Origin of the sequence: Amycolatopsis umgeniensis, from assembly GCF_014205155.1 — a bacterium.
Taxonomy (GTDB): domain Bacteria; phylum Actinomycetota; class Actinomycetes; order Mycobacteriales; family Pseudonocardiaceae; genus Amycolatopsis; species Amycolatopsis umgeniensis.
On record NZ_JACHMX010000001.1, the window covers coordinates 3,596,228 to 3,621,756 of the forward strand.

Here is a 25,529-nt window from a genome sequence, read left to right on the forward strand (position 1 = left end):
GAGACGGCCGGCCAGACCCACGGGTCTTTCCCTCAGCACAGGCTCGTAGGCGCAGGGAGCGAGATTTACTCACATGTCGTACCGAGGCAAGCACCGCAAGATGTCCGCCGCCACCCGCCACATCGCTCGCGTTGCCATTGCGGGCGTCGCGGTCGGCGCTCCCCTCGCGATCGCCGCGACCCCCGCGTCGGCGACCAACTGGGACGCCATCGCGCAGTGCGAGAGCAGCGGCAACTGGAGCACCAACACCGGAAACGGCTACTACGGTGGTCTGCAGTTCTCGCAGAGCACCTGGCGCGCCTACGGTGGCACCGGCAGCGCGGCCAACGCGTCGCGTGAGCAGCAGATCGCCGTCGCCGAGCGGGTCCTCCAGGGCCAGGGCATCGGCGCGTGGCCGCACTGTGGCAAGAAGGGCGGCTCTGCCAGCCCCGCCAAGGCCAAGTCGACCGCCCCGAAGGCCACCAAGAAGGTGACCCCGAAGAAGTCGACCGCTCCGGTCCAGAAGCAGCAGGCTCCGGCTCCGGTCCAGGCGCCGGCCGCCAACGTCGCGAACTCGAACCCGGCGGGTGACTACACCGTCGTGGCCGGCGACACGCTGTCCAAGATCGCTTCCAAGTTCAACGTCCAGGGTGGCTTCCAGAAGCTGCAGGACCTGAACAAGGAGTTCGTGCCGAACGCCGACTTCATCGTCGTCGGCCAGAAGCTCGCCACCAAGTGAGCTCTTGAGCACCAGTAAGTCGTGATGCCCGCGGGATTCCCCGCGTGGCCACGTCACGGCTGACGAAGCCCCACCGCGCCATTCCCCCGGCGGTGGGGCTTTGTCGTGTCCCGGACCGGTTGAGGGCGAGGCCGCGGTGGGCGGCTGGCCCTCGCTTGAGGTCGTGAAGGCCTCCTTACCTACCCTGAAGGTAGTGAAGGAGGCCTTCACGGACTGCCAACGGCCACCCCGACCGATGTGCGACGCTGCCGCGCTACGGCGAGTTGACCCACTCGTCGCTGCCGTCGGTGAAATGCTGGTGCTTCCAGACCGGGAGCCGCGCCTTGACCTCGTCGACCAGCTCCGAGCAGGCCGCGAAGGCCTGGCCTCGATGCTCGGCGGCCACGGCGCACGCCAGCGCGACGTCCCCGATGGCCAGCGCGCCCAGCCGGTGGCTGACGGCGACCGCCCGCACGCCGGTCCATTTCCCCGAGAGGTCCGCGACGACCTCCGCGAGCACCTCCGAAGCACTCGGGTGCCCTTCGTAGGCGAGCCGGTCCACCGACCGGCCGCCGTCGTGGTCCCGCACGACCCCGCCGAAGGTGACGACGGCGCCCGCGGCCGCGTCGTCCACCAGCCGGGCGTGCTCTTCGACCGAAAGCGGCTCGTCGACCACCGCGATCCGTGCGACCCGAACGCTCACTGCTGTGCCTCCCGTGGGTGGTCGCCGCCCGCCAGCTGGTCGACGGCGTGGTCGAGGATCCCGTCCAGTACGCCCAAGCCGTCCTTCACGCCGCCGCGCGAACCGGGCAGGTTCACCACGAGGGTCCGTCCGGCCACGCCGGCGACCCCACGCGAGAGCACCGCCGTGGGGACCTTGGGCAGTCCGGCGGCCCGGATCGCGTCCGCGACGCCGGGTAGTTCGTAGTCGAGGACGGCGCGGGTGACGTCCGGCGTGCGGTCGGTCGGCGAGATTCCGGTGCCACCGGTCGTCACGATCACCTGGACCCCGGCCGCGACGGCCTCCCGCAGGGCCTCACCGACGGGTTCCCCGTCCTGGACGACCACGGGTTCCGGCACGTCCCAGCCGCGCGAGGCGAGCCAGGCCGTGATGACCGGACCGGTCGTGTCCTCGTAGACACCCTTCGCGGCCCGGTTCGACGCCACAATCACCCTCGCGACCCGGCTCACGGTCGCTCCCAGGTCCCGGTCTTGCCGCCGTCCTTGCGGATCAGGCGGACGTCGTCGAGGGTCGCGGCGGGATCGACGGCCTTGATCATGTCGTGCAGGGTCAGCCCGGCGACGGCGACGGCGGTCAGCGCCTCCATCTCGACGCCGGTGCGGTCGTTCGTCTTCGCGGTCGCGGTGATGTGCACGGCGGTCTCGTCGAGGACGAACTCGACCTTCACCCCGGACAGCGCGATCTGGTGGCAGAGCGGAATCAGCTCGGGCACCTTCTTCGCGCCCATGATGCCCGCGATCCTGGCTGTCGCGAGGGCGTCGCCCTTGGGGAGCCCGTCCGTCGCCAGCAGGCCGAGCACCTCGGCCGTGGTGTGCACGGTGCCGCCCGCCAGCGCGATCCTGGCGGAGGGCGTCTTGCCGGAAACGTCGACCATACGGGCGGCGCCCGTATGGTCGACGTGGCTGAGTTCACTCACGCTCAGCAGGCTAGTCCTCAGAACATGCGCTGCTTCGAGCGAACCTCGTCGAGCGCCTTCTCCCGTTCCTGCCGCTGCTCCGGCGTCATCGAACCGAAGTACCCGCCCTTGTCCGCGGCACAGGCCGTGTCGTGCGCGGGACGCTTGCCTTCGACGAAGAACCGGTTGACGGCGTTGTTGCCGCAAGCGTTCTCCGAGCTCAGCCAGACCCCGTGCCCGCCGTCGTCGACCGACACCATCCGCGCGCGGTCGCCCAGCGCGCGCCGCATCTCCTTGGCTCCGCCGAGCGGCGTGGCCGGGTCACGCAGGTTCTGCACCAGCAGGATCGTCGACGGTCCCCGGTCGCCGATCCGCACCGGCGGCTCGATCGACTCCGACGGCCAGTACGCGCACGCCCAGATGTTCGCCCCGGCCGCGCCGAACATCGGGTACTTGACCCGGTCCTTCTCGACGTTGCGCTGGTAGGTCCCGACGTTCTCGGGCCAGTTCGCGTCGTTGCAGACCACGTGCAGCTGACCGGACAGCAGGTTGCCGATGTCGATCTGCGCCGCCTGCGCGGACTGCTTCAGAACGCCTTCGGTGTCGAGCACCTGCCATTGCTGTGCCAGCGTGGGGAAGGAAGTGGTCGAGTACAGCGCGCCGAACGTGCCCATCCGGAACGCCGCACCGTCCACACCGGGAACCGCGCCGCCGTCGAGCTTGGCGGCGAGTTCGTAGAACTTCGCCGTCACCTGCTGCGGCGTACGGCCGAGCCCGTAGCTGGCGTGCCTTGCCGCCGCCCACTTCGCGAAGTCCGGGAAGCGGTCCTGGAAACCCTCCGCCAGCCGACGCGAGGTCGTCGGGTCGAGCCCGCCCGGACCGGTCACGCTGTCGAGCACGATCCGATCGGTCCGCTGCGGGAACAGCGTCGAATACGCGGCGCCGAGGTAGCTGCCGTACGAGACGCCGTAGTACGAGATCTTCTTCTCGCCGAGGGCTTCGCGGATGCGGTCCATGTCGCGAGCCGTGTTGGCCGTGGTGATGTACGGCAGGTTCGCCGCGGTCTTCGAGTCGCCACACTGCTTCGCGACGCCGGCCACGTACGTCGCCCGCTCCGCCACCGCCGCCGAGTCACGCGCGTACGGCGGGACGTTGCTCACCAGCTGCTCGGGCTTGAGATCACAGGTGACCGGCGTGCTGTTCCCGATCCCCCGCGGGTCGAACCCGATCAGGTCGTACGCGTCGAGCACGCTCGACGGCATCCCCGCCGCCCGCAAGGCCTCCGGCATGGTCAACCCCGGGCCGCCGGGCCCGCCGGGGTTCATCAGCATGATCCCGCGCCGTTTCGCCGGTTTGGTGCTGGCGAGCTTCGAAACGGCGATGTCGATGGTCGGCCCGCCCGGGTTCCGGTAGTCGAGCGGGACCTTCAAGGTGGCGCACTGCAGGGTGGCCACGTCCGGGCACTGTGCCCACTTCAGCGAAGAAGACGGCGCGGCGGACGCCGTGGCGGGTACGAGTACCGCCAAGGTGACCGCCGCGACCGTCAGTGTCCCGATTCTGCTCAGGACAGAGTGCTTCATCCCCAACCCCCGTCAAGATCGACTTCCTGGTCGAAATCGAGCCTATGAGCGGGCCGGGCACGGAGTCGTCACCCTGAGGTCGGCCACGGGGTCGGCCTCAGTGATGACGCGCGCCCCGAATGGAGCAAGGGACCTTTGCTATCGCTGGGCGGCCTGGACAGCCTTGGCGGCCCGCTTGACCGCCTCGGCGACTGCGGGGGCGACAGCGTTGTCGAAGACGCTCGGCACGATGTACGACGCGTTGAGCTTGCCGTTGTCCACGACGTCCGCGATGGCGTCGGCCGCCGCGAGCAGCATGGAGTCGTCGATCTGGTGCGCGTGCGCGTCGAGCAGGCCGCGGAACACGCCGGGGAACGCGAGCACGTTGTTGATCTGGTTCGGGAAGTCGCTGCGGCCGGTGGCGACCACGGCGGCGTGCTTCTGCGCTTCCAGAGGGTCGATCTCCGGGTCCGGGTTGGCCAGCGCGAACACGACGGCGTCGGATTTCATGGTCGCGACCTGCTCGGCCCCGAACAGGTTCGGCGCCGAGACCCCGATGAACACGTCGGCGCCGACGAGCGCCTCGTGCAGCGTGCCCGCCTGCTGCTCTTTGTTGGTGTGCTCGGCGATCCAGGTCAGGTTGTCGTCGAGGTTGCCGCGCGCGGAGTGCACGATGCCGTCGATGTCCGCGGCCACGATGTCGCCCGGCCCCTTGCGCAGCAGCAGGCGGATGATCGCCGAACCGGCCGCGCCGACCCCGCTGACCACGATCTTGCAGTCCTCGATGTTCTTCCCGACCACGCGCAGCGCGTTGCGCAGCGCGGCGACCACGACGATCGCGGTGCCGTGCTGGTCGTCGTGGAACACCGGGATGTCGAGCTGCTCGCGCAGCCGCGCCTCGATCTCGAAGCAACGCGGCGCGGCGATGTCCTCGAGGTTGATGCCGGCGTACACCGGGGCGATCGCCTTGACGATCTTGATGATCTCTTCGGTGTCCTGGGTGTCCAGGCACACCGGCCAAGCGTCGACGTCGGCGAACTTCTTGAACAGCGCCGCCTTGCCCTCCATCACCGGGAGCGCGGCGGCCGGGCCGATGTTGCCCAGCCCCAGCACGGCCGAACCGTCGGTGACGACGGCGACGGTGTTCCGCTTGATGGTCAGGCGGCGCGCGTCCTCGGGGTTCGCGGCGATGGCCTGGCAGACGCGTGCGACTCCGGGCGTGTACGCGCGGGAGAGATCGTCACGGTTGCGGAGCGCGACCTTGGGGGTGACCTCGATCTTGCCGCCGAGGTGGATCAGGAAGGTCCGGTCGGAGACCTTGCGGACCCGCACGCCCGGGAGCGAGTCCAGGGTCTGCGTGATGTCCTGCGCGTGGTTCTCCGACAGGGCGTTGGCGCTGATGTCGACGACGATCGAGTCGGGGTGCGACTCGACGACGTCGAACGCTGTCAGCACGCCACCGACCCGGCCGACGGCGGTCGTCAGGTCACCCGCCGCGGTGGACGACGCGGGGGCCTCCACCCGGACGGTGATCGAATATCCGGGACCGGGAACCGGCATGGCACTACCCCCGCTGAGGAACGCTCGAATAGGTCGATCGAAAACCTACTCCCGTGACGACCGCCACGGAGCCTCGCAGGGGGTGACTGACCAGTAACTTCTTACTTGTTGATCTCGGTCTGAGGGTGCACGTAGGGCACCGCGTCGAGCGGGAAGGTCACGTCGCCGAACGGGGACAGCGCGCCCTGCCGATCGGATGCGAGCTCGGTGACGGGGTGCTCCCCGTCTTCACCGGGCCACGTGGGGTCGATACCCGCGCGCTTCTTGTTCTCGCCCTTCGCCACAACGTCCTCCAGAGCATGGTCAAACCGTTCTCGAGGGACAGTCTGCCCGAACGCGGCTGCCGGGCCATCACCCGCCCGGTATCCTGGTCGTCTATGCCCGCGCCCTCCCTGGCGGACTGGCTGCGCCAGGAGTCCGACGACGCACTCGCCGCGCTACTGCGCACGCGTCGCGACCTGTCCACGCCACCTCCGTCCGACACGATCGTGCTCGCCACCCGAGCCGGCACGCCGGGCTCCGTCGCGCGCGCCTGCGAAGACCTCGACACCTTCACCCTCTCCGTGCTCGACGCCCTGCTGCTGGCCGGGGCGGACGCCGCTCCGGTCGCCGCGGCCGAGGTCGCGCGGCTCACGGGCACCGAGATCGGCGAGGCGCTGGCGTTGCTGCGCGCGCGGGCGCTGGTCTGGGGTGCGGACGACGCGCTGCGCGTCCCGCCGTCCGCTCGCGACGCGCTCGGCCCCTTCCCGGCCGGACTCGGATCTTCGTCGCCCGCGCTCATCGGCACGGACATCGACGCCGCGCTCGCGGAGGTCGGCGAGGACGAGCGCGCCCTGCTGACGACGCTGGCCGCCGGGCCGCCGATCGGCCGCACCCGCGACGCGTCGGCCGAGGTCCCGCTGGAGCGGGCGCAGAACCCGGTCCAGCGCCTGCTCGCCAGGGGGCTGCTGCTGCGCCGGGACGACCAGACCGTCGAGCTGCCGCGCGAACTCGGGATCGCCCTGCGCGGCGGGTCGGTGTTCGAACCGGCGTCGCTGCGCGAACCGGAACTCCCCGTACATCCGCATCAGCGGTCCACAGTGGACACGACCGCGGCGGGCGAGGCGATGGAGTTCTTGCGCCAGACCGAAAGCATGCTTCGCGCTTGGTCCGAGACGCCGCCGCCGGTGCTGAAGTCCGGTGGGCTCGGGGTCCGCGAGCTGAAGAAGCTCGCGAAGGATCTCGACGTCGACGAATCGCGGGTGACCTTGCTGGCGGAGATCGCTGTCGGCGCCGGGCTGGTGGCCGACAGCGAGGCGACCGTGCCGGAATGGGTGCCGACGACGCTGACCGATTCTTGGCTCGCGTCGCCGACAGCGCAGCGCTGGATGACGGTCGCGCAGGCCTGGCTCGAACTGCCCCGGCTGCCCGGTCTCGCCGGCGGCCGGGACGCGAAGGACAAGCCGATCGCACCGCTGTCGGAAGACCTGCGAAGGCCGTTGGCACCCACTTCGCGGCGGCGGATCCTCCTCGCCTTGGCCGCGCTGCCCGAGGGGGCCGGGGTCAAGAGCACCGACGAGCTGGTCGCGTCGCTCGCCTGGCGCGCGCCGCGCCGGGGCGGGCGGCTGCGGGACGAAACCGTCCGCTGGACGATGGCCGAAGGGGCCGCGCTCGGCCTGCTCGGGCTCGGCGGGCTCACCACGGCGACGCGCGCGCTGCTGGCCGAGGACAGGCCCGGAGCGGTCGAGGCGATGCTCGACGCGCTGCCGCGTCCGGTGGACCACGTCCTGGTCCAGGCCGACCTGACCGTGGTCGCGCCGGGACCGCTGGAAGCCGAACTCGCCACCGAGATGACCGCCGTCGCCGACATCGAATCGGCCGGGCACGCGACCGTCTACCGGATCACCGAGACCTCCGTGCGGCGCGCGCTCGACACCGGCCGGACCGCGGGCGAACTGCACGCGTTGTTCGCGGCCCGCTCGGCGACGCCGGTGCCCCAATCGCTGAGCTACCTGATCGACGACGTCGCCCGGCGGCACGGGCGGCTGCGCGGCGGGGCCGCCGAGTCGTTCCTGCGCTGCGACGACGCGTCGCTGCTCGCGGAGGTCATGGGCAGCTCCGTCGCGGCGAACTACGGCTTGCGCATGATCGCGCCGACAGTGCTCATCAGCTCGTATCCGCTCGCCGAAGTCCTCGACGCTCTTCGCACCGCGGGGTTCGCTCCGGCCGCCGAAGGCCCCGACGGACGCGTCATGGACATCAGGCCGTCCGGACGTCGCCTGCCCGCGAAGGCGCGAGCCGCGCGTCGGGCGCCAGGGGAACCCGCCGGGCTGACGGACGACCAGGTCGGCAAGATCGTCGCGCACGTCCGGGCCGGTGACGCCGCTTCGGCGCGACGCCGGGGCGAGACCGTGCGCGCGCCGCAGGGTGGCGGCGCCGGGGACACCTCCGCGACGCTGGCGTTGCTGTCCCAGGCGACCATGGAGCGCCGCGAGGTGTGGATCGGGTTCGTCGACTCACGCGGGACGGCGAGCCAGCGCGTGGTGCGGCCGATGCGCGTCGGCGGCGGGGTCCTCGAAGGGACCGACAACGAGCGCTACCCGCTGCACCGGATCACCTCGGCTGCCCTCGTCGAAGACTGACACCCGCGTTCAGAGGACTAAACGCGAATCCCGAGGCCTCGGTTGGTGTCCCCAATGAGGCATTGGAGACGCTGAGCGTCCCTAATGTGGCATTGGGGACATCGCCACGGTTTGCCAGCCTCAGCGCTTAGTCCTCTGAATGCGGTAGTTGCCCCGCGCAAGGACCGCACTGTCCGTGAACGCGGCGCAGCGTTCCTGTTCCGATGCGCATGGACTGTCACGCCCATCAGGCACCTCCCTCGATCTCATAGCAAGGCGCCCTTCACCGCGTCACATGCGGGGAAAGCGTCCTTCAGCCGCGTTAGAGGGCGCGAAGGCCTTGAAGGACCCGCTCCATGAAAGCGCGCGAGGAAGAGTCGCCGAGGATCAGCTCCGTCTGGTGGATCAGCACCAGGCCCGCGTCCGCCATGTCGCCGACGAGCACCTTCACGACGCCCAGCGGCAGCCGCAGATGCGCGGCGATCTCCGCGATCGACCGGGTGTCCAGGCAGAGGTCGCAGATCTGCCGGTGTTCCATGGTCCGCACGCCGCGATAGCGGCGGCCGTCGTCGCTGGTCGACACCAGCGCCTCCAGCGCCAGGTCGTGTGCGGTCCGGGTGCGTCCGCCGGTGCGCGTGTAAGGCCGGACGCGCGAGCCCGAGGACGGCAGGTAGACCGAAGCGGGCGCGCTGCCCGAAGGACCCGAACCGGCGGCACCGTTGCCCGCGGAGGCGGGACGCGGTGTCGACTGACGGATCGGCGAAGGCATCGACGAGGGGGCCGGTTCCGGTGGCGCGACCGGGCGGCGCGGCATGACCGTGCTGATCGAGCTCAGCTCGAACCGGCTCGGGGAGTCGAAGCCCTCGCGTTCGGTGCCTTGGTAGAGGGAGTCCCAGCCGGAGGGTTCCGGTTCGGTGAATCCGGTGATCTTCATCGGCCGTTACCCACGTACGCCGCCTTGCAGCTGCGCCCGCAGCTCGGGGGTGATCTGCTGCCCGACCCGCTCGACGAGCAGGGTCATCTCGTAGGCCACGGTGCCGATGTCACAGGTCGGCGCGGCCAGTACGGCGAGTGACGAACCGTCGGCGACCGACATGAGGAAGAGGTACCCGCGTTCCATCTCGACGACGGTCTGGTTGACCCCGCCCGCGTCGAAGCAGCGCGCCGCGCCCGCGGTGAGGCTGATCAATCCGGAAGCGACCGCGGACAGCTGTTCGGCGCGTTCCTGTGGCAGACCTTCCGACGGCGCGAGAAGAAGACCGTCCGCGGAGACCAGCACGGCGTGTGCGGCACCGGGAACCCGGCGCGCGAAATCCGTGATGAGCCAGCCGAACGAGCTCTGCTGCTGTCCGGATGCCGTCACAAGTCCCTCCTCGCTGCGTCAAGACCACCTGGGCGGCGTGGTCCGGGCGTCTCTCCCCGACCAGCACCGACCTGGCACCGGCGAGCTGAAAGACGCCTCCACCCAGCGTATTCGTCCCGTCGATCGTGTCGAGCCCGCCACCCGGCCGCACGTGTTAACCGAACGTAAACGTCCAGCCGCTCACCGCGTCGACCTATCGCGAACCACGCATTCGTGGGTCACCCCGTGGTGGCTCGGCGCGACCGGGCGTGAATCGGTGTCCCCGCAGGTCATCGACGGTAAGGCCACCCGATCGAGTGACGCCCGCACTGAATCGGCCGTGAGGGATCGCCTCGCGGTCAGTCCGGCCGGTGACGCCATCCCCCGAAGCGGGTGAAGCCTGCCGAGTTCACTCCAACGGCCGCATCCGCTCCGGGCATTCGTCTGTTTTCTACCCCGCGCGCAACGCCGAATCGTGCGCGATGGCGTGCTGCACGACCGAGATCAACACCTGCTTGGCGGACTCACGTTCCCGAGCGTCACAGGCCATGATCGGCACGGACGGTGAGATCGTCAGCGCGTGCCGGACGTCCTCGATCTGGTGGTGCAGCAGCCGGTCGAAGCAGTTGATCGCCACGACGTACGGCAGCTTCCGGTTCTCGAAGAAGTCGATCGACGGGAACGCGTCGGCGAGCCGTCGCGTGTCGACCAGCACGACGGCACCGATGGCGCCGACCGCGAGGTCGTCCCACATGAACCAGAACCGGTGCTGGCCCGGCGTACCGAACACGTACAGCACCAGATCCGAGTCCAGCGAAATCCGGCCGAAGTCCATGGCCACGGTCGTCGTCGACTTGTTCGGGGTGGCCGAATTGTCGTCGACGCCGGTACTGGCCTCGGTCATCATGGCCTCGGTGGTCAGCGGATCGATCTCCGAAACCGCTCCGACCAGCGTGGTCTTCCCCGAGCCGAATCCGCCAGCGACCACGATCTTGGCCGACGAAGTCGGCCCGGCCACCTGCGGCGCATTCGCGTCGGAGTCAAATTCTCCGAAGCCCACTGAGCACCCTCTCCATGAACTCGATACTGGGCCGGTCACCCACGTTCTGGCTGGCGGTGTGCACCAGGACCAGGCCGAGGCCGGCCACGTCTCCGATCAGCACCCGGACCACGCCGAGCGGCAGGCGCAACAGCGCCGCGACTTCGGCGACGGACCGGGTGTCCAGGCAAAGGTCGCAGATCGACCGGTGTTCGGGGACACGTACCCGGTCGAGCACGCGTCCCTGTTCGCTGGTCGAGATCAACGCCTCGATGGCAAGGTCGTACGTCGGCTTGGTCCGTCCCCGCGTACGGAAATACGGCCGGACCAGGCCGGAGGATTCGACGTCGGTGGTGTACTGCTCGTCGACGAACTCGTTCTGCGCCTGCTGCGGCAGTGCCGCGGCGAGAGGGTCGGCGGCGGCCGCCCGGCGCTCCTCCTCCTTGTCGAAGGAGAACTTGGCGAACTCGCCCGAGTCGTACAGCGGACCGCTGCCACCACCGAACAGTTCCGCCCCGGGACCGCCGAGCAGGCGTTCCCGGTAATCCGTGACGCTGAAATCGGCGGGTCCTTGTCCCGCGTTCGAATCGGTCAGCCAGCGGGAGGCCTCGTCCGGGGACACGGGGTCGTTGTCCGACCCCTGTGCCCGTCGCGATCGCCATTCGCGGTCGACCCGGTCCCGGAAGGACGTCCAGTCCTCCCGGCCGTCGTCACGTTCCGACCACCCGCCGGAGAAGTCGTCACCGAGCCGGCCATCGCCCCTCAAGCGCCCGTCGTCCACGGCATTCTCCTCGGTTCCCGGTCGCTCAGCGGCGGACCGACGCGCCCTGTAGCTGCGCGCGCATCTCCGGTGTCAGCTGTTGTCCCACGCGTTCCACCAGCAGGGTCATCTCGTAGACGACCAGGCCGATGTCACTCTCCGGCGATCCGAGGACCGCCAGGCAGGAACCGTCGGACACCGACATCAGGAAGAGGAAGCCGTTGGCCATCTCGACCACCGTCTGCGCGACCGTGCCGCCTTCGAACACCTTGGCCGCACCGCGCGCGAGGCTGGTGAGCCCCGACGCGACCGCGGCCAGCTGATCGGCCCTGTCCTTGGGAAGACCCTTGGAGGAGGCCAGCAGCAAACCGTCCGCCGACACCACCACGGCATGCGCCGCGCCCGGGACCCGGTGCACGAAATCCGTGATCAGCCAGGCAAAGCTGCTCGTGTGTCCTTTACCCTGCGCCTGGCCGCCAGGCTGCGCCGGACCGCCCGGCTGCATCGCACCCGCCCGTGTCACTTTCACTCCTTACTGCTGTCATCGGCAGGGGAATCCGCACCCCTGCCAGTCACCGGAACGCCGTTGTCATCCAGCGCATCGAGTGGGCGGTCCTTCAACGCGTGCCGTCCCGACTTGTAGCCCTGCTGGAAGCTTGCCATCCGGCTTCGTGCCGCCGTCGCCGAGCGGGCGATCGCACCCGTTCCCGGCATTCCGGAAGTCTTGTCGGCGAACGAGTCTTCCTTCTTCGGCTCGTTCCCGCCGATCGAACCGGGGACGAGGTACTGGTTCGGCACCCGTTTGGGCAGGCCTGCCGAGGTGATCTCGTCGTTCCGGTCTTCGTACAGGACCTGCGCCGCCTGCCAGCCGTCGTCCGACGCGCTGCGCCAGCCATTGTCCTGGAGCACCGTCTCCGGCGGAACAGTCTGCGGGGTCCGAGTGGGCAACGCCTCTTCGGCGGGCTCGTCGAAGTCTTCGGCGGGCTCGTCGAGGCCGTTGCGGTTCTGCTCGGGCACGTCCGACTCGGGCGGCTCGACCGGCTCGGTGTAGGTGGTCGGCTGGTCTCCGCCGGCCTCGTCACCTTCGCTGAACCAGCGCGAGAGCACCGACTGGTAGATCGGCAGCCGCCTGGTCGGGACGTCGTCCTCGAGCGCCGACTTGCCCGTGTCCGCGGGCTCCTCGGGCTGACGCGGCGGCTCGGCCGGGGTCACCGGGACATAGCGCGGCTCCCGCTTGGGCAGCACGAGCGACGCGAACTGGGTGTCCGTGCCGCTGGAGGCGCCGTCGCCGTTCGTCGGCGAGATGTCGTCCGCCGTCGGCCACGCCGGGCTTTCCTCCACGGGGGCCGCGGGGCTGAGGAACGGCCCCGCCGCTTTCTTGCCCGCGACGAGGTCGTCGAGGCTGATCGGCTGGTCGAGCGGGACGAGCCCGCCCTGCTGCGCGACCGGCTGGTGGGTCGGCGGCTTCGACGGCGGAGGCGGGGTCATCTCCAGGCCGCGGTCGGAAGCGGGGATGCTCGGCAGCGAAGTCGACATCTCGGACGCCGAGGGCATCGACGGCATGGAGGTTTCCGAGCGGTTCGGCGGGGGCGGAGTGTTCCGCACGCCGGGCCGCATCTGCGTGAGCAGCTCGGCGGGCACGACGACCCGCGCGATCACGCCGCCTTCGATGTCCTCGTTCTCCCGGAGCCGGACCTCGATGCCGTGGCGGCGCGCCAGGCGCGCGACCACGTACAGGCCCATCCGCCGGGTCACCGAGACGTCCAGGTCCGGCGGGTCGGCGAGCCTCGTGTTGACCTCGGCGAGCCGTTCGTCGGTCATGCCGACACCGTGGTCGGTGACCTGGATCGCGAGGGCCTTCTTGCGGGTGATCACCGCGCGGACGGTCACCTTCGTCTCCGGCTCGGAGAAGTAGGTGGCGTTGTCCAGCAGTTCCGCGAGCACGTGCACGAGGTCGTGGATTGTCAGGCCCTGGACGGCGACCTCGGGGACGATCCCGATCTCGATCCGGGCGTACTGCTCGATCTCCGAGACCGCGGCGCCGATGACGTCGGCGGCGGGCACCGGCTTGGGCACCGACTTCGCGAGACCGGCGCCCGAGAGCACCAGGAGGCTTTCACCGTTGCGGCGCAGCCGCGTGGCGAGGTGGTCGAGCTCGAACAGGCTGGCCAAGTGGTCCGGGTCCTGCTCGTCGGCCTCGAGCCTGTCGATCACGCCCAGCTGGCGTTCCACCAGCCGCTGCGACCGGCGGGACAGGTTCACGAAGATGCCGTTGACGTTCTCCCGCAGGAGGGCCTGCTCGGCGGCCATCTTGACGGCCTGCGCGTGGACGACGTCGAACGAGCGCGCCACTTCACCGATCTCGTCACGCGAAGTGACGGGCACCGGCTCGACCGACCGCTTCGAGGCGTTGACCGGGTCCGGGTCGTCCAGGATCGCTTGCACGGTTTCCGGCAGTCGTGTGTACGCCACGTCGAGCGCCGTCTTCCGCAGCACCCGCAGCGGGCGCAGCATCAAGCGGGCGATGACGAGCATCAGGAACAGCGCCGCGAGCAGGGCCAGCAGCACCACCGCGCCGCCGATCCAGGCCGAGTTGATCGCGTCGGTGGCCAGACCGTCGGCCTGGGCCCGCAGCTGGCCGAGCAGGTTGGTCTCGACCGCGCGCAGCTTGTCCAGCGCGACGCGGCTGTCGTTGCCGAGCGCCACGTTGTCGATCGCCGGCGGCTCGTTCTGCTGGTGCAGCGAGAACGCCATCGTGGTGATCCGGCGCCGGTCGTCGACCTCGGGACCGGAGAAGGTGTCCGAATAGAGCTGGCGCTGTTCGGGGCTCGCGTTGGCGATGAACGCCGCCGTCGAGGCGTCACCGCTGGCCACCGCCGAACGGGCCTGGTCGAACAGGTCGCCGGGGAACGAGGAGCGGAAGGAGGCGATCAGCAGCGCCGCGTCACCGCGGGCGATGAACTCCTTGCTTTCACTGATGGCCTGCACTGTGACGCCGAGCCGGAGCACGTCGCGGTTGGCCACCGCGGTGGTCACCTCGCGACCGAGCTGGACCAGCGAGTCGAGGATGCCGGAGTAGGCGATGAGGACCGGGGTGTCGCCCAGGAACGAGGTGTTCATCGCGCCACGCAGCGGGCGCAGGGCGTCGAGCCGCTGCAGACCACGCGCGTAGCGATCCCTCGTGTCCTGATCGTCCGGGTTGATCTGGTTCGCCGAGGCGCGCAGATCGTCGACAGCGCGGTCGACCTTGGCGATCTGCGCGTCGAGACCGTTCTGCCGCGACGGGTCGTCCGACGCGATCCGGGCGACGGCGAGCGCGCGTTCGCTCTGCAGCTCGTGCACCACGAGCGTGATCTTGTCGGCGAACGCGACCTGGTCGGCCGTGTCCTGGAACCGGGCGGCCTCGCCCGCGTCGTCGACCACGCGCAGGGTGCCGAGCGCGAGCGCGGTCAGCGTCGGAATGATCAGGACGGCCGCGAGTTTGGATCGCAGACGCCAGTTGCGCAGGCCCAGGAACGACCCGGCCACCTTCCCGCCAGGACCGTCTCCGGTTTCCCGCGCAGGGGTCCCTCCCACCCCCGCGGTGTCTTCGTTCGGCACCGCCGCACCACCATCATCTTCATCCGGGCCGGGAAAGCCCATTTTGGACACGCCGTTCTCGAGCTGGCCGTACTGCTGTCTGGGTCGGTTGTCGGAGACCACTACCCGCACGCTCCCGCCGCCTGGCGGAAATGTGCGCGGTGTGAGTGTTCACTCCTCCGAATGAGGAGGTCGTCTTCGACGCAGTCTCTCAGGTGCACTTGACCGAAACCCCGCCTGGCGTCATTGGTCTATTCGGCCTAACCCGCCAGTGCGCGGGGGCGCACCAGTGAAGCACGGACGTGTTCGACGTGTTCAACACAGAGTGCCTTGCACCTCGGGAAAGGTCCAGAGCGTTCGGCCATCCAAGGCACTCTCTTTCACTACATCAGTGGTCCACACCTCACTACCGGTGCATGAGGGTAGCGAACGGCAGGCCCAGATGTAACCCTTTGGACAAGACGGCCAAGAAGGCACCGGACGGGTCTTGACCTGTTGACGCTCAGTTGGCAACAAACCCTCGCCACTCGCCGTCGACGAACACGCCGAGTTGTGTTCACTTCTGACAAACAACCTGTTCGGGTGATCGTTACCACTGGGGATCATAGGATGACCACCCATTGTGAGCACGTTGTCCGTTCTCTACAGTGAGCGCGTGGCTCCGACAAAGAGTCACTTCCGAATTCCGCATCAGGCCACGTCGTCACGTGTCCTCCCCCTCGATCAGGAGCACCACTTTGCTTTCGAAGAAGGCCTTGAGCGCCAGCCTGGGGCGGCGTGGGGCGATCGCACTCGCGATGGCGGCCGTCGTCACGACGTCGGTCGGCGGCTGCGGCCTGCTCGGCGGGGACGACTCGTCCTCCTCCTCCGGAGGCTCCGGGAACCTCGAGAAGTCGAAGATCAAGGTCGCGACGATGTCGACCATCGACACCGCGTCGCTGCGCTTGGCGCAGGACGGCGGGTACTTCAAGACGGAAGGCCTGGACGTCGAGCTCGTCGAAGCCGCCACCGGCCAGATCTCGCTGACCAAGCTGATCGGCAGCGAGGTCGACATCGCCTACGCCAGCTACACCCCGTTCTTCATCGCGATGAGCAAGGGCACCGCCGACATCAAGCTGGTCTCCGACGCCTCGTCGGCCGGCCCCAAGAGCACGGCGATCATCGCCATGCCGACCTCGTCGGTGCGCGGCATCAACGACCTGGCCGGGAAGAAGATCGGCATCTTCGCGCCGAACACGGTGTCCGACACCCTCACCAAGTCGGTGATGAAGGACCATGGCGTCGACTTCAGCAAGGTCCAGTGGGTGCCGGTCCAGCCGCCGAACATGGCGGCCGCGCTCAAGAACGGCGACATCGACGCCGGCTTCCTGACCGAACCGTTCATCACTCAGGCCGCGAAGCAGGCGGGCACCGTCCCGATCGTCGACACCGCCACCGGCGCGACCCAGGACTTCCCCACCGCCGGTTACGGCGCTCTCGGCAAGTTCACCACCGAGAACCCCAAGACCGTGGCCGCCTTCCAGCGCGCCATGCAGAAGGCGACCCGCGACGCGGCCGACCGCTCCAAGATCGAGCCGCTGCTGGTCAAGTACGCCAAGATCGACCAGGACACCGCCGCGCTGACCACGCTGCTGACCTTCCAGTCCACCCTGGACCCCCGCCGCATCCAGCGGGTCCCGGACCTGCTCCTGCAGATGGGCGCGATCCAGACCAAGATCGACGTCGGCCCGATGATCGCGGCCCAGACCACGAGTTGATGACACGCGGTTACTCCGAAATGCCGTTCCACTAGCAATTCGATCACTAAAAGTAATCTTGTCCAAGCGGGTGATCATGCGATCGGGCGAATGGCCTAAATTGATCACCCGCTCACGACACCCATTGTGAGTGAGTGGGCAAATCTCTAAGGTGACCGCGTGCCTGGCGAAAATGAAGCCACGACACGGATGAAAACCCAAACGGTGATTCATTGTTTCCGAGGAGCTGGCTTTGTTTCGAGACGCCATGAGCAGGAGCGGTGTACGTAGAGGACGGGGCGCCATCGGTGTCGCCCTGAGCGCGCTCATGTTGGCCACATTGGGCGCGTGCGGCGCCCTCGGGGGCGAGGATTCGTCCAAAGCGTCCGGTGGTGGCGACGGTGGCCTGGAGAAGCCGAAGATCAAGGTGGCCCTGCTGCCCGTCGTCGACCTCGCGCCGCTGCGGCTGGCGCAGGAAGGCGGCTACTTCAAGGCCGAAGGTCTCGAGGTCGAAGCGGTCGACGCCCCCAGCGGTCAGGCTTCGATGACCAAGATGATCGGTGGCGAGGTCGACATCGCCTTCTCCACTTACATGCCGTTCTTCGTCGCGAAGAGCAAGGGCGCGGCCGACATCCGGCTCGTCGCCGACTCCGTTTCGGCCAGCCCCAAGAGCAACGCGGTCGTCACGGTGCCCGCCTCGCCGGTCAAGACGATCAACGACCTCGCGGGCAAGAAGATCGCGATCACCGACAAGAACACCGCCTCCCACCTGCTCACCGTCTCGGTGATGAAGGACCACGGCGTCGACACGAGCAAGGTCCAGTGGGTGCCGATGGCGCTGCCGAACATCTCCGCCGCGCTCTTGTCCGGGCAGGTCGACGCGGGCTACCTGCCCGAGCCGTTCCTGACCCAGGCTTCCAAGGTGGCGGGCGCGACCCCGGTCGTCGACATCGCGACCGGCGCCACCCAGGACTTCCCCCTCGCGGGCTTCGGCTCGCTCGGGTCCTTCGTGGACAAGAACCCGAAGACGCTGGCCGCGTTCCAGCGCGCGATGGCCAAGGCCGTGCGCGACTCGGCCGACCGCTCCAAGATCGAACCGCTGATCGTCAAGTACGCCAAGGTCGACGCCGAAACCGCGTCCCTGCTCACGCTGCCGACGTTCGGGTCCACCCTGGACCCGCGCCGCCTGCAGCGGGTACCGGACCTGCTGCTGCAGACCGGTGTGCTGACGGCCAAGCTCGACGCCGCCCCGATGCTCGCCCCTCAAGCTGGATAAAGGTCAAGGTGCCACGTTTTCTCCGTGCCCTGGCCGGTCTGGCCGGTTTCTTCCTCGTCTGGGAAGTGATCGTCCAGGCCGGCCTGGTCCGTAAAGAGTTCCTCCCCCCGCCGTCCGTCGTCCTCGTGACGATCTTCGAACAGTTCGGCGAGACGCAGTTCATCCGGGACCTGATCGCCACGTTCCTCGCGTGGGCGATCGCCCTGCTCATCGCGGTCGCCATCGCCGTGCCCGCCGGTCTGCTGCTCGGCAGCATCCCCGGCCTGCGCACCGCGACCGCGGTGGTCGTCGAATTCCTGCGGCCGATCCCCGCCGTCGCGCTGATCCCGCTGGTGCTCCTGCTGATCGGCGGCGGCCCCGAAGCCAAGATCACGCTCGCCGTGTACGCGTCGTTGTGGCCCATCATGTTCAACACGATCTACGCGCTCGGCGAGATCGACCCCGTGCTGATGGAGACCGCGAAGGCCTGCGGTACCGGCAAATTCCGGACGCTGACGTCGGTGGCGCTGCCGCATACCGCGCCGTTCGTGTTCACCGGGGTCCGGCTGTCCGCCAACATCGCGCTGATCGCGGTGGTCAGCACCGAGTTCCTGGCGGGCGCCAAACTCGGCATCGGCAACTTCATCATGCAGGCCAGTACCGGTTCGACCAGGTTCGACCTCGTACTCGCCGGCACCGTGGTGGTCGGCGCGCTCGGCTTCCTCATCAACGGCGGGCTCGAAATGATCGGCAGGCGGGCGTTCCGCTGGAGCACGGTCGACCGGGAGGCGATCTCGTGACGACCCTCACGCTGACGAGCCGCGTCGGCAGGCGCGTGGGCCGGGGCCTCGGCATCCTGGTCCGCAACTGGCTCCTCTTCTTCGCCCTGGTGGGAATCTGGGAGCTCTCGGCCCGGCTCGGCAAGAGCCCGTTCTTCCCGCCGCCGACCGAAATCCTGACCGCCTCGGCGAAACTGTGGTTCACGGGGCCGGTCTCGCAGCTGTTCCTGACCGACACGGTGTTCGACAACGTCCTCCCGAGCCTCGGCCGGACGCTCGGCGGCTGGCTGCTGGCCGGCGCCCTCGGTGTCGCGCTGGGTGTCGCGCTGGGCCGGTCCAAGCACGGGATGGACTACGTCGGACCGCTTTTCGCGTTCTTCCGCTCGGTGCCGCCGCCCGCGCTGATCCCGGTGTTCATCGTCCTTTTCGGACTCGGACCGGGTATGCAGACCGGATCGATCATCTTCGGCGCGATCTGGCCGGTGCTGCTCAACACCGTGGACGGCGTCCGGTCGGTGGACCAGGTGAAGATCGACACCGCGAAATCGTTCCGGACTCCCCGGTCGTACTGGGTGCGCTCGATCGTGCTGCCCGCCGCCGGGCCGAAGATCTTCGCGGGCCTGCGGCTGAGCCTGTCGATTTCCCTGCTGCTGATGGTGATCTCGGAACTGGTCGGCTCCTACAACGGCATCGGCCGGTCCCTGATGGACGCCCAGCAGGCGTTCGACTTCCCGCTCATGTGGTCGTGGCTGGTCCTGCTCGGACTGCTCGGCTTCGGGTTCAACGCGGCCTTCCTCGCCGTGGAGCAGAGAGTGCTCCGCTGGCAGCCCACCCGCAACGGCCGTATCTAGTTTTCGAAGGGTCAGCAAGATGTCAACCATGCTCGAAGTCTCCGCGCTGAACCACCGGTACGGCGCGGGAGAAAAGGCGCACGTCGCGGTCAACGACCTTTCGTTCACCGTCGAAGCCGGTCAGCTCGCGAGCATCGTGGGCCCGTCGGGCTGCGGCAAGTCGACGCTGCTGCGCTGCATCGCCGGGCTGATCAAGCCGACGTCCGGCCGCGTCAGCCTGCACGGCGACGACGTCTCCTCCGGGGTGCCGGAGGACCTGGCAGTGGTGTTCCAGGACTACAGCCGCTCGCTGTTCCCGTGGCTCTCGGTCGCGAAGAACGTCGAGTTCCCCTTGCGGTGGCGCAACTTGAGCCGTTCCGAGCGCCGGACGCGGGCGCAGGACGCGCTGGATTCGGTCGGCCTGTCCGGGGTCGGGGCGAAGTTCCCGTGGCAGCTCTCGGGCGGCATGCAGCAGCGTGTGTCGATCGCGCGGGCGCTGGCCAGCCAGCCCGCGCTGTTGCTGATGGACGAGCCTTTCGCGTCCGTCGACGCGCAGACGCGGTTCGAACTCGAGGACCTCACCCGGCGCGTGCAGCGCGAGAACGGGAGCACGATCCTCGTGGTCACGCACGACATCGACGAGAGCGTCTACCTGTCGGACCGGGTGCTGGTGCTGTCGAAGTCGCCCGCGACCATCGTCGCGGACCTGCCTGTCGGGCTGCCCGCGGAGCGGAACCAGATCACCACGCGCGAGTCCGCCGAGTTCGTGACGCTGCGCGGCGAGGTCGCGCGGCTGCTGCACGGTGGTGCCCCCGAGGCGGTCACCGCGGCCTCCGACGCGGCCGAGTACGAGCTGGCGCAACAGGAAGCCGCGGCCGACGCTGCCGCTGAGGTCCGCGCCAAGAGCTGAAGGACGCTTTCCCCGCATGTGATGCGGGGAAAGCGCCCTTCAGCCCTCTCAGTAGAGGGTGCGCGGGTTCGCGTCGATGCGGACGTGCACCAGATGCGGGCGCTCGTCCGGCAGCGCGGCCTCCAGCGTCGGCTTGAGGTCCTCCGCCTTCTCGACGACCGAAGTTTCCAGGCCCAGGCTCTTCGCCAGCGCGGGGAAGTCGATGCCGCCGAGGTCGACGCCCGGTACCTTCTCCCCGCCCGCCGCCTCGCCGAGGATGCGCACGGCCGCGTACTGCGAGTTGTCGAAGATCACGAACGTCACCGGCAGGTTGTTCTGCGCCGCCGTCCACAGTGCCTGGACGCAGTACATGCTCGAGCCGTCGCCCAGGATGGCGACCACCTTGCGGTCCGGGCGGGCCAGCGCGGCGCCGACGGCGGCCGGGAGGCCGTAGCCCAGGGTGCCGCTGGCGACGGTGAGGAAGCCGGAGTCGGTGGACCTGATCGGCAGGTGGTCATGCAGTTCGTTGCGGTGGCTCGGCGTCTCCTCGACGACGATCGCGTTGTCCGGCAGGACCTCCGAGATCACGGCGTAGGCGAAGCCTGGCGTGATCGGCGTGACCGCGGCGGGCTTTTCCATCCGGGTGCGGGCTTTCGGCGCTTCCCGCGGCGCGGCGCGGTCCAGCATCGCGCGGATCGCGAGCTTCGGCGTCGACCGGATCCCGATGCCCTCGGCGGCCCTGGCGAGGATCTGCTCGTCGTCGCTGATCAGGAACAGCGGCGGCAGCGCGGTTTCCGACTCGCCCCGGTACACGTGGTAGGTGAACGCCGGGGCCCCGATGACCACCACGAGGTCGTGCTCGGCCAGCGCGCTCGCGAGCATTTTCCGTTCCGGCTGCAGGAAACCGAAGAACTGCGGGTGGTCCTCGGGGAAGGAGCACCGCGCGCCCATCGGCGGCGCCCAGACCCCGGCGCCCACCTTCTCGGCCAGCGCGACGACGTCCGGCACGGCGCCTTCACCGTCGATGCCGGGGCCGACCACGATCGCCGGGCGCTCGGCGGCGTCCAAGGCGGACACCAGTTCGTCCAAAGCGGACGGATCGGGCGCGAAGCCACGGATCGACGGCCTGGAGATGATCGGCTTGGTGGTCTCGACGTCCCAGTCGTCCACCGGCACCGAGACGAACACCGGGCCCATGGGTGCCTGCGTCGCGATGTGATACGCCCGCGCCAGCGCCGCCGGGACGTCCTCGGCCCTCGCCGGTTCGCAGCTCCACTTCACGTACGGCTTGGGGAAGTTCGTCGCTTCGACGGCGCCGAGGAAGGGGTCGTCCGGCAGCAGCGACCTGGTCTGCTGTCCGGCGAGGATGATCAGCGGGGCGTTGTTGCGGTAGGCCGTGAAGACATGCCCGAGCGCGTGGCCGACCCCGCCCGCGGAGTGCAGGTTCACCAGCGCCGGCCGCCGCGACGCGCGAGCGTACCCGTCGGCCATCGCGACGACGGACGCCTCGTGGAGCGCGAGCACGTAGGTGAAGTCGTCGGGCCATTCCGTCAGGAAGGCGATCTCGGTCGTGCCGGGATTGCCGAAAATCGTCGTCAGGCCCAGATCGCGCAGCAATTCCCTGGTCGCGTCACGTACGGTGCGGGTACCCATGGCGCACACGGTATCTCGTCCGAACCGGATAGTTGAAGATGCAACCTCGTATCACCGTCTGTGGTCTGGACCTGACCCGTTGCGTTGCCCCGGTGTGAAGGCCTCCTTGAGGGACCCTGGGTCCCTCAAGGAGGCCTTCACGGACTACGGAGGCACCCACGACAGTGCCTAGTCCTTGACCAGGGCCGCCCACTCTCGGACGGCGGCGGCGTCCACATCGGACGTCCAGCCGCCGAGCCGCACCGCGCTGCCGACGTGGAACGCGCGCACCCCGCCCGCCCGCAGCAGATGCACCTGCTGCGCCCGCAGGCCACCGCCGACGAGCAGCTGGGGCCCGTCCGTCCGGCGGGCGAGCCGCTGCAGTACCGAGAGACCGTGCGCCACGCCGTGCGGATGCCCGGCCGCGAGCACCGTGTCGCAGCCGAGCGCGGCCAGCTGGTCGTAGGCGCGCAACGGGTCCCGCGCGCGGTCGATGGCCCGGTGGAAGGTCCACGGCAGCCCGTCGAGCTCCTTGACCAGTGTCTCGCAGGCGTCGACGTCGATTTCGCTTTCCAGGTCCAGGAAGCCGAAGACGAACTCCCGCGCGCCCGCGTCGATCAGCCGGGCGGTGTCCGCGCGCAGCCCGTCGAGGTCGCCGGCGGCGAAGGACATGTTGTCGCGCAGCATGACCCGCACCGGGAGGTCTGTGGCGGCGAGTACGTCGCGCAGCGTCTCGACCGACGGCGAGAGACCGTCGCTGGCCATGTCACTGACCAGTTCGAGGCGATCGGCCCCGCCCTCCTGTGCGCGCTCCGCGTCCACCGCGGTCAGCGCGATCACTTCCAGCAGGCCGGTTTTCGAACTCATGGACCTTCCAATTCGCTAAGCCGAGGGGTTGTCGTCACCCCTGGCGTGGCGACCGCGCCGGAACCCGCCTTGCAGGCTGGTCATCCGTTCGCGGACCGCTTCGGGGGAAAGTGAGAGTATCGGCCTCTCCCCTCGCGGCTTCTCCGGCCTGTCGTCCTGCGACCGCGCCTCGGGGACGACGGCGGGCAGCACGGGCCAGGTCTCCTCCGCCCCGTCCTCCTGCTCCAGCTCGGCGGACGTCGGCCAAGCGGGTTCGGGTTCGGGCGTCTTTTCCTTGGGCTCCAGCGGTTTCAGCTTCGGCTCGGTCGGCTCGTCCGGATCCTGGGCGGGTTCCTCGGCCGCCTTCACCGGCTCGAAAGACGGCAAGGAGGGCGGACCGGGTTCGGCGGGCGAAGGCCCTTCGCGCGGGCCGCCGTGGTCGAACCACTGCGAAAGCACGCTCTGGTACTTGGGCATCCGCTCGGTCGGCGAGTCGAGTTCGAGGTGGTTGCCTGCGTCATCGTCCGACGAAGGCCACTCCGGCGGGGTCTCGCGCTCGACGACGGGCGCGCGCCGCAGCGGCCCGGGGTCCAGGACGGGCGCGAACCGCGACTCTTCGGCCGCGCTCTCCTCCGGCTCGGGCAGCGGCGGGACTTCCAGCGGCGGTTCGGGTTCCGGCTCGGGCGGGGTGGCGACGGGCGGGGGTTCCGGCATCGGGGCGGGCCGGGGCGCTTCGACGATGAGCCCGGCGGGTACGACGACCACCGCGGTGATCCCGCCGCCGTCGGCGGAGCGCAGGCGGACGTCGATGCGGTGCCGGACGGCCAGCGTCGCGACCACGAACAGGCCCATCCGGCGTGAGACCTCGACGTCGACGTCCGGCGGATTCGCCAGCCGCGTGTTGGTCCGGTCGATCTCCGCCTGCGGCATCCCGGCGCCGTGGTCGGTGATCTCGATCTGCCATTCGCCGCGTTCGGTCTCGTGCCCCTCGACCTGCACCATCGTGCTCTGATCCGAATAGCGGGTCGCGTTCTCGAGCAGCTCCGACACCACATGCACGAGGTCGTTGACCGCCTCGCCGCGGACCGCGATCCGCGGCGCCGCACCGAGTTCGATGCGCTGGTAGTGCTCGACCTCCGAAAGCGCGGCACCGATGATCTCGTCGGCGACGACCGCGCCGCCGTCCTCACGGACGACGTCGGTTCCGGAGAGCACCAGCAGGTTCTCGCTGTTGCGCCGCATCCGCGTCGCGAGGTGGTCGAGTTCGAAGAGCCCGGCGAGCGTGTCGGGATCCTGTTCGTCGGCCTCCATCCGGTCCAGCACGGAAAGCTGCCGCTCGACGAGATCCTGGCTCCGCTGGGAAAGGTTCACGAACATCGCGTTGATGTTCTCCCGCAGCATGGCCTGTTCCCCGGCGAGCCGGACGGCCTCGCCGTGCACCGCGTCGAACGCCCGCGCCACCTGGCCGAGTTCCTCGCGGCTGAACACCGGGACCGGCGCGACGGCCAGCCGTCGCCGCAGGTTCTCCGGCTGCGGCTCGGGATCGCTGAGCAGGCCTTGGACGGCCGCGGGGAGCTGGTGTTCGGCGACCTGGAGCGCGCTGCGGCGCAGGATCCGCAGCGGCCGCAGCAGCGAACGCGCGATGATCACCGAGAGCACACCGGCGACCACGAGGACGGCCAGCACGATGCCGCCGTCCCAGATCGCGGACGTTCTCGCTTGTGCCGCAAGGGTGTCCGTACGTTCCTGCAGCTGGACGAGCACCGCCTGCTGCACCTGGTGGGCCAGATTGACCGTGTACGTGGCGGAGGTGTCCCACTGGTTCGGATCCAGCCCGCCGAGCCCCTGGTCGTTCTCCGCGCGGATGAGCGCCGATTCCACCATGTCGTTGCCGATGTCGACGATCAGGCCGATCACCGTGTCGTCGTACATCCGCTGCTGTTCGGGCGTCGCGAAGGTGCGGTAGTCGTTGCGGGCGGCGGCGAGTTCGGCCTCCGCGCCGAGCAGCGCGCGCGTCCGATCCCGGTTGAGGCCGCCTTGGGCGAGCGCGGCCGCCATGATCGCGCGTTTGACCGACATCTGGTCCTTGATCCGCGCGAGCGCGTTGCCCGCGAGGCGGAGCTTCCCGAGATCCGGGTCCGAGACGTCGGCGGCGGTGGAATCGCTGATGTCGAGCAGGCCGCCGATGAGTTCGCTGTAGGAACGCAGCACCGCGTCGGCGGGGAAAGCGGAGTGTTCCGCGGAAAACCGCAGTCCGGTCAGCACCCGCAGGCGGTCGCTGGTCAGCTGCAGGCTGGTCGCGGCCTTGTCGCCGAGCCTGCTCTTGCTCTCGCCGAGCGTGCGGTCGAAGGTGCCGATGGCCTCGTCGACGCGGTTGCGCTGCTCGGTCAGCTCGGAGACGTCGCCCTTGCGATCGCCCGCGACGAACCGGACGGTGAGGTCTCGTTCGCGCTGAAGCTGGTGCACCGCCTCCGCGACGGTGCTGTCGACCCGGCCACGGGTGGCGAATTCGGCCAGCTGCCGGGCATCGCGCAGATCCGAGTTGACCCGGAGCCCGACGAGGGCGACCACCGCGAGCGCGGGGATCAGGAGGACCACGAAGAGTTTGGTACGCAGGTGCCAGTTCCGCAGCCGCCAGCGTCCTCCGACACGCGGATGCCGTTCCGCCGCGTCGCCCCCACGGGGACGCTTGTCGCGACGGGCCACCTGGTTTCCTTTTCCCACCACGGGACCCTTTCCCATGGCTGACATCGGGGACGAGAGCCCGAACCTACTGTAGAGTAACAAGG

Annotated in this window: 20 protein-coding genes and 1 pseudogene; 7 read left to right on the forward strand and 14 right to left on the reverse strand. The window is 69.2% G+C overall.

Features of this window, described 5'->3' with window-relative positions:
• Positions 1-73: 73 nt before the first annotated feature.
• A complete protein-coding gene (locus HDA45_RS42805) occupies positions 74-718 on the forward strand; it encodes a transglycosylase family protein (protein WP_184896307.1) in 645 nt (214 codons plus the stop codon).
• A 253-nt stretch (positions 719-971) separates the two neighbouring features.
• Here the strand turns inward: HDA45_RS42805 and HDA45_RS42395 are convergent.
• The 5 genes and pseudogenes from HDA45_RS42395 to HDA45_RS16630 all read right to left on the reverse strand — a co-directional run bounded on the left by HDA45_RS42395 (position 972) and on the right by HDA45_RS16630 (position 5,737).
• Positions 972-1,888: pseudogene (locus tag HDA45_RS42395) on the reverse strand (molybdenum cofactor biosynthesis protein MoaE).
• Entirely contained in the window at positions 1,885-2,355 is a 471-nt protein-coding gene (gene moaC, locus HDA45_RS16615; protein ID WP_184896309.1) for a cyclic pyranopterin monophosphate synthase MoaC, read from the reverse strand. The pseudogene HDA45_RS42395 and the gene moaC overlap by 4 nt, the downstream one beginning before the upstream one ends.
• Positions 2,356-2,372: 17 nt before the next feature.
• Positions 2,373-3,914: an alpha/beta hydrolase gene (locus tag HDA45_RS16620; RefSeq protein WP_184896311.1), complete on the reverse strand. Its 1,542-nt coding sequence runs from the start codon at positions 3,912-3,914 to the stop codon at positions 2,373-2,375.
• 138 nt (positions 3,915-4,052) lie between these two features.
• Positions 4,053-5,453, reverse strand: a complete 1,401-nt coding sequence (locus HDA45_RS16625) for an NAD-dependent malic enzyme (RefSeq protein WP_184896313.1) — start codon at positions 5,451-5,453, stop codon at positions 4,053-4,055.
• Positions 5,454-5,554: 101 nt separating this feature from the next.
• The gene (locus HDA45_RS16630) at positions 5,555-5,737 is read right to left on the reverse strand and encodes a hypothetical protein (RefSeq protein WP_184896315.1); all 183 of its coding nucleotides are present in this window, start codon (positions 5,735-5,737) and stop codon (positions 5,555-5,557) included.
• A 93-nt stretch (positions 5,738-5,830) separates the two neighbouring features.
• Between HDA45_RS16630 and HDA45_RS16635 the strand changes: the two genes are divergently transcribed.
• Positions 5,831-8,074 carry a helicase-associated domain-containing protein gene (locus tag HDA45_RS16635; protein WP_184896317.1) on the forward strand — a complete coding sequence of 748 codons (2,244 nt, stop codon included), beginning with the start codon at positions 5,831-5,833 and terminating at the stop codon, positions 8,072-8,074.
• Positions 8,075-8,375: 301 nt separating this feature from the next.
• On the opposite strand, the gene HDA45_RS16640 is transcribed toward HDA45_RS16635, so the two are convergent.
• The 6 genes from HDA45_RS16640 to HDA45_RS16665 form a co-directional block, all read right to left on the reverse strand.
• Complete coding sequence (locus HDA45_RS16640; RefSeq protein WP_184896319.1) at positions 8,376-8,987, reverse strand: DUF742 domain-containing protein; 612 nt, start codon at positions 8,985-8,987, stop codon at positions 8,376-8,378.
• 6 nt (positions 8,988-8,993) lie between these two features.
• Complete coding sequence (locus tag HDA45_RS16645; protein WP_020631857.1) at positions 8,994-9,416, reverse strand: roadblock/LC7 domain-containing protein; 423 nt, start codon at positions 9,414-9,416, stop codon at positions 8,994-8,996.
• Positions 9,417-9,846: 430 nt separating this feature from the next.
• Complete coding sequence (locus tag HDA45_RS16650; RefSeq protein ID WP_026467043.1) at positions 9,847-10,455, reverse strand: GTP-binding protein; 609 nt, start codon at positions 10,453-10,455, stop codon at positions 9,847-9,849.
• Positions 10,436-11,215 (reverse strand): DUF742 domain-containing protein, encoded by a 780-nt coding sequence (locus tag HDA45_RS16655; protein ID WP_076158620.1) that lies wholly within the window; start codon positions 11,213-11,215, stop codon positions 10,436-10,438. Before HDA45_RS16655 ends, HDA45_RS16650 begins: the two co-directional genes overlap by 20 nt.
• Before the next feature lie 25 nt (positions 11,216-11,240).
• Positions 11,241-11,699 carry a roadblock/LC7 domain-containing protein gene (locus HDA45_RS16660; RefSeq protein ID WP_085939650.1) on the reverse strand — a complete coding sequence of 153 codons (459 nt, stop codon included), beginning with the start codon at positions 11,697-11,699 and terminating at the stop codon, positions 11,241-11,243.
• 20 nt (positions 11,700-11,719) lie between these two features.
• The gene (locus tag HDA45_RS16665) at positions 11,720-14,836 is read right to left on the reverse strand and encodes a sensor histidine kinase (RefSeq protein ID WP_184905710.1); all 3,117 of its coding nucleotides are present in this window, start codon (positions 14,834-14,836) and stop codon (positions 11,720-11,722) included.
• Positions 14,837-15,510: 674 nt separating this feature from the next.
• Here HDA45_RS16665 and HDA45_RS16670 point away from each other — a divergent pair.
• The 5 genes from HDA45_RS16670 (at position 15,511) to HDA45_RS16690 (ending at position 20,283) form a co-directional block, all read left to right on the forward strand.
• On the forward strand, positions 15,511-16,530 hold the full coding sequence (locus HDA45_RS16670) for an ABC transporter substrate-binding protein (RefSeq protein ID WP_246480728.1): 1,020 nt from the start codon (positions 15,511-15,513) through the stop codon (positions 16,528-16,530).
• Positions 16,531-16,837: 307 nt separating this feature from the next.
• Positions 16,838-17,785, forward strand: a complete 948-nt coding sequence (locus HDA45_RS16675; protein ID WP_184896320.1) for an ABC transporter substrate-binding protein — start codon at positions 16,838-16,840, stop codon at positions 17,783-17,785.
• Between the two features lie 8 nt (positions 17,786-17,793).
• The gene (locus HDA45_RS16680) at positions 17,794-18,564 is read left to right on the forward strand and encodes an ABC transporter permease subunit (protein ID WP_184896322.1); all 771 of its coding nucleotides are present in this window, start codon (positions 17,794-17,796) and stop codon (positions 18,562-18,564) included.
• Positions 18,561-19,394, forward strand: coding sequence for an ABC transporter permease subunit (locus HDA45_RS16685; protein WP_184896324.1), 834 nt, complete (start codon positions 18,561-18,563; stop codon positions 19,392-19,394). The genes HDA45_RS16680 and HDA45_RS16685 overlap by 4 nt, the downstream gene beginning before the upstream one ends.
• A gap of 19 nt (positions 19,395-19,413) precedes the next feature.
• A complete protein-coding gene (locus HDA45_RS16690) occupies positions 19,414-20,283 on the forward strand; it encodes an ABC transporter ATP-binding protein (RefSeq protein WP_184896326.1) in 870 nt (289 codons plus the stop codon).
• Positions 20,284-20,331: 48 nt separating this feature from the next.
• Here the strand turns inward: HDA45_RS16690 and mdlC are convergent, their stop codons facing one another.
• The 3 genes from mdlC to HDA45_RS16705 form a co-directional block, all read right to left on the reverse strand.
• A complete protein-coding gene (gene mdlC / locus HDA45_RS16695; RefSeq protein ID WP_184896328.1) occupies positions 20,332-21,915 on the reverse strand; it encodes a benzoylformate decarboxylase in 1,584 nt (527 codons plus the stop codon).
• Between the two features lie 168 nt (positions 21,916-22,083).
• On the reverse strand, positions 22,084-22,761 hold the full coding sequence (locus HDA45_RS16700) for a copper homeostasis protein CutC (protein ID WP_184896330.1): 678 nt from the start codon (positions 22,759-22,761) through the stop codon (positions 22,084-22,086).
• A 15-nt stretch (positions 22,762-22,776) separates the two neighbouring features.
• A complete protein-coding gene (locus tag HDA45_RS16705) occupies positions 22,777-25,446 on the reverse strand; it encodes a nitrate- and nitrite sensing domain-containing protein (protein WP_184896332.1) in 2,670 nt (889 codons plus the stop codon).
• Positions 25,447-25,529: the final 83 nt, after the last annotated feature.